Origin of the sequence: uncultured Ellagibacter sp. (genome assembly GCF_934643285.1) — a bacterium.
In the GTDB taxonomy this organism is placed as follows: domain Bacteria; phylum Actinomycetota; class Coriobacteriia; order Coriobacteriales; family Eggerthellaceae; genus Ellagibacter.
The window spans coordinates 1-3,755 of record NZ_CAKUBT010000043.1; the positions used below are offsets into that span (position 1 = coordinate 1).

Annotated in this window: 4 protein-coding genes; all 4 read left to right on the top strand. The window is 61.9% G+C overall.

Going from position 1 to position 3,755, the window contains the following annotated elements:
• Positions 1-55: 55 nt before the first annotated feature.
• The 4 genes from Q0I65_RS09495 to Q0I65_RS09510 all read left to right on the top strand — a co-directional run bounded on the left by Q0I65_RS09495 (position 56) and on the right by Q0I65_RS09510 (position 3,705).
• Positions 56-1,330 (top strand): ArsB/NhaD family transporter, encoded by a 1,275-nt coding sequence (locus tag Q0I65_RS09495; protein ID WP_296062886.1) that lies wholly within the window; start codon positions 56-58, stop codon positions 1,328-1,330.
• A gap of 98 nt (positions 1,331-1,428) precedes the next feature.
• The gene (locus tag Q0I65_RS09500) at positions 1,429-1,965 is read left to right on the top strand and encodes a VanZ family protein (protein ID WP_296062888.1); all 537 of its coding nucleotides are present in this window, start codon (positions 1,429-1,431) and stop codon (positions 1,963-1,965) included.
• A gap of 87 nt (positions 1,966-2,052) precedes the next feature.
• Entirely contained in the window at positions 2,053-3,087 is a 1,035-nt protein-coding gene (locus Q0I65_RS09505; RefSeq protein WP_296062889.1) for an aminotransferase class I/II-fold pyridoxal phosphate-dependent enzyme, read from the top strand.
• Positions 3,088-3,180: 93 nt separating this feature from the next.
• On the top strand, positions 3,181-3,705 hold the full coding sequence (locus Q0I65_RS09510) for a nitroreductase family protein (protein WP_296062891.1): 525 nt from the start codon (positions 3,181-3,183) through the stop codon (positions 3,703-3,705).
• The last annotated feature ends 50 nt before the right edge of the window (positions 3,706-3,755 follow it).

Sequence of the window (3,755 nt, forward strand, 5' to 3'; positions counted from 1 at the left end):
CCCTTCTTCATGGATACTGATTCGAATGCGAAAAATCGAACAGTAAAGGAACCGCATGGGCACAACCCAGATAATCGCCATCGTCGTGTTCGTCGTTGTGATGGTGGCAATCGTAACTGAGAAGATTCATCGTGCGCTCGCCGCAGTCGTCGGTGCAATGATCCTGCTCATCCTCCACGTGGTCAGCTTCGATGCGGCCATGGAGCACGTCGACTTCAACACGCTCGGCGTCCTTCTAGGCATGATGCTCTTCGTCGCCGTGGTGAAGCTATCGGGGCTTTTCGAGTACCTGGCCATCAAGTGCGCGCGCCTCGCGAAGGGCAACCCTTGGCTGGTGATGGTGCTCTTCGTCTGCCTGACCGCGGTGCTCTCGGCACTGCTCGACAACGTGACGACGGTCCTGCTCATCGGCCCTATGACGGTCACGGTCTGCCGCCTGCTCGACCTCGATCCCCTGCCGTTCTTCCTCGCCGAGATCATGGCCTCCAACATCGGCGGCACGGCGACCCTCATCGGCGACCCGCCCAACATCATGATCGGCTCGGCCGCGGGCCTCTCGTTCGCGGACTTCGTCATGGTCGACGCGCCGGCGGCGATTATCTGCCTCATCGTGATGATCGGGCTGTTCTATCTGCTGTTCGGCCGCAAGTTCAAGGTCGACGAGGAGCACAAGCGCGCCCTCATGGAGCGCGACGAGCGCGAGGAGATCAAGAACCCCACGCTCCTTCGCCAGAGCGTCATCATGATCATCCTCGTGACGGCGGGCTTCATGCTGCACGGTTCGCTCGGCATCGAGTCCTGCGTCGTCGCCCTCACCGCGGCAGGTATCCTCATGCTGATCTCGGGCGAGCGCATTGAAGAGGCCCTCGCGCATGTGGAATGGACGACGCTCGTCTTCTTCGCGGGCCTGTTCATCGTGGTCGGCGCCCTGTCCGAGGTCGGCGTCATCGGCATGCTCGCGCAGGCGCTCATCGATGTCACGGGCGGCTCGACCTTCGTCGCCATGCTCGTGCTGCTCATCGCTTCGGCGATCATCTCGAGCTTCCTCGACAACATCCCCTTCGTGGCCACGATGATCCCGATCCTGCTTTCCATGGAGGCGACCGGCATGGACGTTATGCCCCTGTGGTGGGCGGTGTCGCTCGGCGCCTGCCTCGGCGGCAACGGCACGCTCATCGGCGCGTCGGCGAACGTCGTCATGTCCGATATCGCCAAGAAGCACGGTACCGAGATCACGTTCATCGGCTTCTTGAAATACGGCTTCCCGATCATGCTCGTCACCATCGCTGTGTCGGCTGTGTACCTTGTCGTGCGCTTCCCGCCGATGTAGGGTGTGGCTTAAGGTAGGCAAACCAAACGGACGAATCGGGGCTGGCCATATCGCACCAGCCCCGATTTTGTAGCATTGCAAGAGAAAAGATAGGAACCATGTCGTCTTCTTCGTCACACGAGCGTCGTTGGCAATGCATACGTCTTGCGGTGTGCATTGTGGTGCTCGTCCTGTGGATGTGGTTCATCTTCTTCATGTCGGCAAACGACGGCGACCACTCCCAGGGCATGAGCGATGGCGTAACGTCTCTCGTTCTCTCGGCAGTGTGGCCGGGCTATTCCGGCATGTCGCCCGATGAGCAGATGGCTGTCGTGGAATCGCTCAGTTTCCCCGTGCGAAAGGCGGGGCATTTCAGCGAGTACGCCGTGTTGGGTCTGCTCGCCTTTGCGACACTGCGCCAGGCCCAGACGCTTCGGTCTTCCCAAGCGCTGCGGAATACGCGCAAAATCGCCCCTGCTGCGGCGGGCGCGGTGTTTGTCGCCTTCTTGTACGCCTGCTTCGATGAGTTCCACCAGCTGTTCGTTGCGGGCCGAAGCGGGCAGCCGTTCGATGTCGGCGTCGACACGGCAGGCGCGCTTGCGGCGGTCGCCATTGCGGTGGCTGTGGCGCGCATGCGGGAAAGGCGCCGCGTTTAGCGCGGTCTTGCGCCGCTTTCGGCATCGGTACGATATGCTGTTGTCCGTACATTTCTCAAACTGCTGTTTCCCGAAAGCCAGGATTCCATGATCAGACTCAACTGCGATTACTGCAAAGGCGCGCTCCCCGAGGTTCTCGAGGCGCTCCAGACTATTAACGACCAGGCGTTTTGCGGCTATGGCTGCGACGAAGTGTGCGAGCGCGCGGCCCGCCTGATTCGCGAGCGTGCAGGTGCGCCCTCGGCCGATGTGCACTTCCTCGTTGGCGGCACGCAGGCGAACTTCGTCGTCATCGAGTCCGCCCTGCGCCCATGGCAGAGTGTCGTCTGCGCGGACTCCGGGCACATCAACGTGCACGAGACCGGCGCGGTCGAGCACGCGGGCCACAAGTGCGAAACCGCACCTGCTCACGATGGCAAAATCAGCGCCGACCAGGTGCGCGCCATCGCCGCCAACTGGGCGGGAAGCATCATTCCCGAACATATCACGCAGCCCAAGATGGTCTATCTTTCCATGGCGACGGAGACAGGTTCCGTCTATACGCTTGCCGAGCTCGCCGCCATCCGTGCGGTGTGCGATGAGTTCTCGCTCTACCTATTCATCGACGGCGCGCGCCTGTCCTACGGCCTCGAAGCGATCGGCGGCGACGTTTCCCTCGAGGACATCGCCCGCCTCGCCGACGTGTTCTATTGCGGCGGCACGAAATGCGGCGCGCTGTTCGGCGAGGCCGTCGTCATCGTGAACGACGAGCTCAAGTCGCATTTCCGCGCGAACATGAAGCAGAACGGGGCCATGCTCGCGAAGGGGTGGCTGCTTGGTGCGCAGTTCGAGGCGCTCTTCACCGACGACCTCTACTTCAAGGTCGCCCGCCGTGCGAACGAGTATGCCGCGCGCGTGAAGGACGCTTGCGCGAAGGCGGGCATTCCCCTGTTCGCGCAGACGACGACAAACCAGGTCTTCATCAACTTCACCGACGCTCAGTACGCGCAGATTTCCGAGCGGTTCGAGTTGGAATTCGAGGAGCGCACGGATGAGGAGCATGTCGCCATTCGCGTCTGCACGAGTTGGGCCACGCGCGAAGAGGAGATTGTTGCGCTCGAGGAGGCCATCGCGGCTTTGTAGACACTTCTCCGCAGGACGCTGTTTCACGGTGGGGCGTTGCTGCTCGCTGGGGAAAAGTTAGTGACCTGAGCTGGTCATAAAGAAAGGAACCTCATGGAAATTCTCGATACGCTGCTTCATCGCCGCAGCATCCGCAGCTTTACGGGAGGAAGCATTCCCCGCGAGACGGTCGAGGCGCTTCTCGTCGCGGGCATGTCCGGCCCTGCGGGCAAGGGGAAAAAGCCCTGGCGCTTCGTCGTCGTAGAGGACGCGGAGACGATTTCCCGCCTGGCCCAAGCTCGCGATCCCAAACAGAAGCTTTTCGACACGGCGAGCCTGGTCATTGCCGTGTTCGGGGACCCGTCCATCGCCGACACGTGGGTCGAAGACTGCTCGGTTGCCATGACCAACATGCACTTGGCGGCCGATGCGCTGGGCCTTGGCAGCTGCTGGGTCCAGGCCCGCATGCGCACTGCCGCCGACGGTACACCTTCGAGCGACTATGTCAGCCGCATCCTCGGCGCACCGGAAGGCCTTTCCCTTGAGGCGATGCTCGTTGTGGGAACCATCTGCGAGCATCCGGCTCCCCATACGCCCGCCGACATCGATATGTCGCTTGTGAGCTGGGAAAGCTTCTAAGTGCAACGCCTTCGCGATTTCGTGCGGCGCGAGGTCGTCCTCGTTGTCGC